This is a genomic window from Variovorax sp. GrIS 2.14, from assembly GCF_046115955.1.
GTDB lineage: Bacteria > Pseudomonadota > Gammaproteobacteria > Burkholderiales > Burkholderiaceae_C > Variovorax.
The window spans coordinates 1-4958 of record NZ_JBJXIA010000064.1 but is presented as its reverse complement, the minus strand read 5'-3'; the positions used below and the strand labels follow the sequence as shown (position 1 = coordinate 4958).

3 protein-coding genes and 2 pseudogenes are annotated in these 4958 nt (G+C 59.0%); 2 read left to right on the top strand and 3 right to left on the bottom strand.

The annotated features are described in order from the left end of the window. Positions 1–251 (bottom strand): annotated as a pseudogene (locus RCH10_RS27250) (IS6 family transposase); the annotation flags it as partial. A 23-nt stretch (positions 252–274) separates the two neighbouring features. Beyond that, the gene (locus RCH10_RS27245; RefSeq protein WP_409054796.1) at positions 275–1645 is read right to left on the bottom strand and encodes a diguanylate cyclase domain-containing protein; all 1371 of its coding nucleotides are present in this window, start codon (positions 1643–1645) and stop codon (positions 275–277) included. A gap of 139 nt (positions 1646–1784) precedes the next feature. Between RCH10_RS27245 and RCH10_RS27240 the strand changes: the two are divergent. Next, positions 1785–2893: pseudogene (locus tag RCH10_RS27240) on the top strand (IS5 family transposase). 352 nt (positions 2894–3245) lie between these two features. Here the strand turns inward: RCH10_RS27240 and RCH10_RS27235 are convergent. Beyond that, a complete protein-coding gene (locus RCH10_RS27235) occupies positions 3246–4343 on the bottom strand; it encodes an NAD(P)-dependent alcohol dehydrogenase (RefSeq protein ID WP_409054795.1) in 1098 nt (365 codons plus the stop codon). Positions 4344–4435: 92 nt separating this feature from the next. Here RCH10_RS27235 and RCH10_RS27230 point away from each other — a divergent pair, with 92 nt between their 5' ends. Further along, complete coding sequence (locus RCH10_RS27230) at positions 4436–4798, top strand: hypothetical protein (RefSeq protein WP_409054794.1); 363 nt, start codon at positions 4436–4438, stop codon at positions 4796–4798. The last annotated feature ends 160 nt before the right edge of the window (positions 4799–4958 follow it).

Here is a 4958-nt window from a genome sequence, read left to right as displayed (position 1 = left end):
TCCATCCGCCAGCTCGTGCCAACAGGGCGTTTGTGCCGTCGGAACACGGCGGCCAGCACGGGCAGGATTTTGATCGCCCAGCGGTGCACGGTGGCGTGATCAACGACGACTCCGCGTTCGGCCATGATCTCCTCAATGGGGCGCAAGCTCAGCGGGTAAGCCGCGTACCAGCGCACACAGGTCAGCATGATTTCAAGCGGATAGTGCGCCCGCTTGATTACCTTGCGCAACGCCTTGATCATCGCCTTCATCCCGTTGTCAGTCTCGCCTCAGCTTAGCTGCAGCGGCTTACCGCGACAGAACCCTCATTCATGCTCGCCTCGAAATATCTCATCTGGCCGCGGCCATCGGATTTAGCCCGATACAAGGCCAGGTCCCCTTGGCGCAACAGGGTTTCGCTGTCCTCGCCATCGCCTGGCACCACCGCAATGCCCACGCTTGTGCCGATATGAACCACGTGGCCCTCCACATCGAAGGGCCGAGTCAGCACGTCAATGATCCGTCGAGCTAGGTGGTCGGAGCCTTTGGGCTGAACGGCGTCGCGCTGCACTACGGCGAATTCGTCACCGCCCACCCGCGCCACAATATCGGTCTCGCCCACGCACTCGCGCAGCCGCTCGGCCACCTGTTTGAGCAGCGCATCGCCCGCACCATGGCCAAAAGTGTCGTTGACCGGCTTGAAACGGTCCAGGTCGAGGCACAGCAACGCCACCGTACCGCCGCAACAGGTGGCGGCAAGTCCGCGCTCCAGTTCCTCCCGAAGCACGCCGCGGTTTGGCAGACCGGTGAGCAGATCGTGCCGGGCCATAAAGCTGATGCGCTCTTGGGCCTTTCGCTGATCAGTCACGTCTTCATGAAGCGCGACGCAACTGCCGTCTGCCAAGCGTGAGACGGCGATCTCGACGATGCGGCCGTCCTCGAGTTGCCACTCGCGCCAACGCATGCCTTCGCTGCCTGCAAGGGGCTGCGGCCGCTGGAGGCTTGCGATCGATTCCCGGCCCGGCGTCGCGTCCATGATCTGGCGAAAGGTTACACCCGGGCGCACTACCTCCGGCGGCAGGTTCCAAATCTTGCGGTAGTGGGCGTTGGCCAGCACGAGAGTGTCGTTGCTGTCAAAGGCGCACATGCCGTGCGGAATTCGCTCGAAGGCGTCGCGTAAAAGATCGAGCTCTTGTCGCATCGCCAGATTCTGCGACCGCAGTGCGTCGAGCTCCAAATCGGTCGAAGACCGCTTATCTTCATTGGCGGCTGCGGCTGCGGCTGCGGCGTGTTGGTGAAGCTTCATGCGACCACGGCTTTTCAAAAGAAATATCCTGAGCTGGAGTATCTGACTGCAGTGAGCTGTTCGCAAGAGCAAATAGCGCCAACGGTGCCTCATCAGTGACTTAGTTCCCGGCTTCCACGCTTGCCGTGCACGCGCGGCTTTGACAGGCGCAACCAGCTCCCCGAGATAGTCAGCATCCACGTGCACGCGGCCCAGATCTACGACCGTGTGATGTTTGGCCATTGGGGCGGGAACTTCATCAAGGGGGCGGGCAACAAGATCCTCGGTGGACGGGCTGCTTGTGCGTTCCGGCAGCTTGATGCGGTGCGCTCCTGAAGAAAACGCCACAACTGTTTCGGCGACCGCCAGATTCGTCGTCAACCTCAATTGGATTGCCGCACCGTTGTCCCAGAGCTTCGTCTAACAGGCTGCTGAAATACTCTCCGCCCGTTGTCGACATCCGCTGTTCCTCGAACGTTGATCAGTGATCGTTTCCTCACTCGAGAACAGACCCAAGACCATGCGCGGCGCCGATACCTTCACCGAGAGTCTGTTCACCATGCGCAAGCTTGAGGACTTCGTTGCGGCAGACCATCCGCTGCACCCGATCCGCTCGATGGTCAACGAAGCGCTGATCAAGATGGATGACTTGTTTGCCGGCATATACGAGGCTGACATCAAGGGCGAGCGCCCCAGCATCGCTCCAGAGAAGCTGCTGCGAACGATGCTGCTGCAGGTCTTCTTCAGCGTGCGCTCGGAGCGCCAACTCATGGAGCAGACCCAATACAACCTGCTTTATCGCTGGTTTGTCGGCGTCGCCATGGACGATGCGGTCTGGGTTCCCAGCGTCTTTACGAAGAACCGCGAGCGGCTCATTGCGCACGATGCGGTCATCGAGTTGTTCAACCACATCCTGGAGACGGCCGATGGCAAGGGCTGGCTGTCGGGCGAGCACTTCAGCGTCGATGGCACTCTCATCCAAGCGTGGGCCAGCCACCGCAGCTTCGCGCGCAAGGATGGCGGCGACGCTGATGATGCCGGCGACAACGCGACCGGTAGCACCAGCTTCAAGGGTCAGACCCGCAGCAACGACACCCACACATCGCGCACCGATGGAGATGCGAGGCTGTACCGCAAGGGCAAGACCGCCAGCCAGATGCGCTACATGGGCCACACCCTCTCGGACAACCGCCACGGCCTGATCGCCAACGTGATGGTCACACAAGCCGACGGCTTTGCCGAACGCGAAGCGGCCAAGGTCATGATCAGGGATGCCCGTCAAGCTACCGCAAGTCCGGATGTTGAAGTCACGCTCGGTGCGGACAAAGGCTACGACGCGCAGGAGTTCGTCCAGGCATGCCGGGACATGGGCGTGATCCCCCACGTGGCACAGAACACTTCCGGGCGGCGCTCAGCCGTGCCCGATGCCATCGCGGCGAGCGAGGGTTATGCGCTGTCGCAGCGCAAGCTCATCGAGCAGGGCTTTGGCTGGGCCAAGACGGTGGGTGGAATTCGTCAGGTGATGGTGCGTGGACTCAAGCGCGTGGACCAGCTGTTCGTGCTGACGACGACGGCCTACAACCTGACGCCATGCGTTCGTTAGGACAAGTCCGTCCCCAGGGGCTCTGAGGCAATCAGAGGATCGCAAAACACCCCAAAATCGGCGTGAACCGCTTCCGGAATCGCTGCTCACTGCACTATGTGAAAAGCGAGTCTTGCCGGAAAAAATGACTCGCTTTAGAGAGGAGTATTTCCACACCCTGTTAAGGACGCTGCCAGTACGGCCGTAACACCTTCAGCGTCGGCCGCCAACTTCCCCAAAAGTTGACGCGTTGTACCTGCTCTTTGTAGCCGGCTCGGCTCGCAGCCGGCTAATTTCCATCTGCTCTGCGCTCGCGGCCTTGCTGTTAGCTTCGGTGAGCTTCCAGCAAGGGGAACGTTTTTCGGGGGCGAGGTCAGCCGTCGCACTTGATCTTAAGGATTAGGTTGCGGATTCGGTTTTAAGCGAGGCCATATCGATCACGTAGCGAAAACGTACGTCACCGTCCTCGATTTTCTTGTACGCATCGTTTACCTCCTGGATGGAGATGATTTCGATATCAGGTCCGATGCCGTGCTTAGCGCAAAAGTCCAGCACCTCCTGCGTGTCTGCGAGGCTGCCGATGAGCGAGCCGGCCACGGACTTCCGATGGAAGGCGACTTCCTGATTATTGACAGGTGACAAAGGCTCAAGCGCTCCAACCACTATAAGAGTGCAATCGCGTTTCAGCAATGCAATAAACGGATTTACGTTGTGCTTTTCGGGGATGGTCGAGAGCATAAAGTCGAAGCTCAATTTTAGTGCCGCAAGCGCTTTCTTGTCGTCCTCCTTCACGCCATCGACGCCGAGTCGCTTTGCCTCGTCTATTTTTTCTTCGGTTGTGGTGAATACCGTCACCTGGGCGCCCATGGCCTTGGCAATCTTCGCGGCCAAATTTCCCAACCCACCGAAGCCGATGATGCCCACCTTCTGGCCCGGAGCGACCTTCCAGTGCTTCATCGGAGAATAGGTGGTGACGCCGGCACACAATATCGGCGCAGCCACTTCGGGCTTGAGTGCGTCGGGTATTCGGAGCGCGAAATCTTCTTTGACGACCAGCACGTCCGAATAGCCGCCGTAAGTGTTGTCGCGCCCGTACATGTTTTTCTTAGTCGGTGCCATCTCGGCCGATACCATCGGACCGTTGTAAGTGGCCAGCCAGCTATTGGGACCTTCGCAATAGTTCTCGTCGCCGGCCTTGCACGGCGCGCACACCCGGCAGCTATCGATCATGCAGCCCACGCCAACGACGTCGCCAACCTTAAAGCGCGTTACACCAGGACCAACCTTGCGGACCTTGCCGACCACCTCATGGCCTGGCATGCACGGGTACACGGTGTTAGACCATTCGTTTTTGGCCTGGTGCACGTCAGAGTGGCATACGCCGCAAAAGAGAACATCGATCTCGAGTTCGCGCGGACCGGCTTCCTCGCGTTCGAAGTCCAACAGCTTGAGGCGACTGAAGGAGTGGTGCGTGGCATAACCGTGCGCTTTAATCATTTCGTTGTCCCTGTGCAAAGGACAAACCTTAGGTTCGCGTGCGGGACGTCTGGTGGGATAGCCGCGGCGTGTGTTGTCGGACAACGGCTCCCATGGCCAAGGTCGCTGTTTCGATACGGAGCCCGATCTTCTTCCGGTTGCTGTACCCCTTACCGAGTTTCGGTCGTAGTTGCGAGGACGTGGATCTTGCGGCGCTACGGCTGACGGCCTACGCGATCAAGAACATTGGCGGTCCAGACTTAAATCTTGACAAGGGCGAACAGGTCAAGATCGAGCCATCGAACGATGGTGACTTGGGCGAGGTGCAGCATGAAGTCAAGATTGTGCCGGCTGGACCGCCTTTCAAAGTCATCGATCTGTTCGAAAGCGACCTCACGCCGAGCGACAAACTGGTCTATGTCAATGACGTAATGAAGGGAACGCTGGTGGAGTCAAAAAAGTTAAGGCAATGTTGAACAAGCCGCGATTTCGATAGCACTCTCGACATTGGCGCTTCATTTGACTACCTAGTGAAGTGCGCTCTAGGGAGACGCTGATCAATTGATCGATCCCGGCACGCCTCGTGCATGCACGAGAGGACCAGATTACGAGGGCAACGGACATGAACCAACGCAG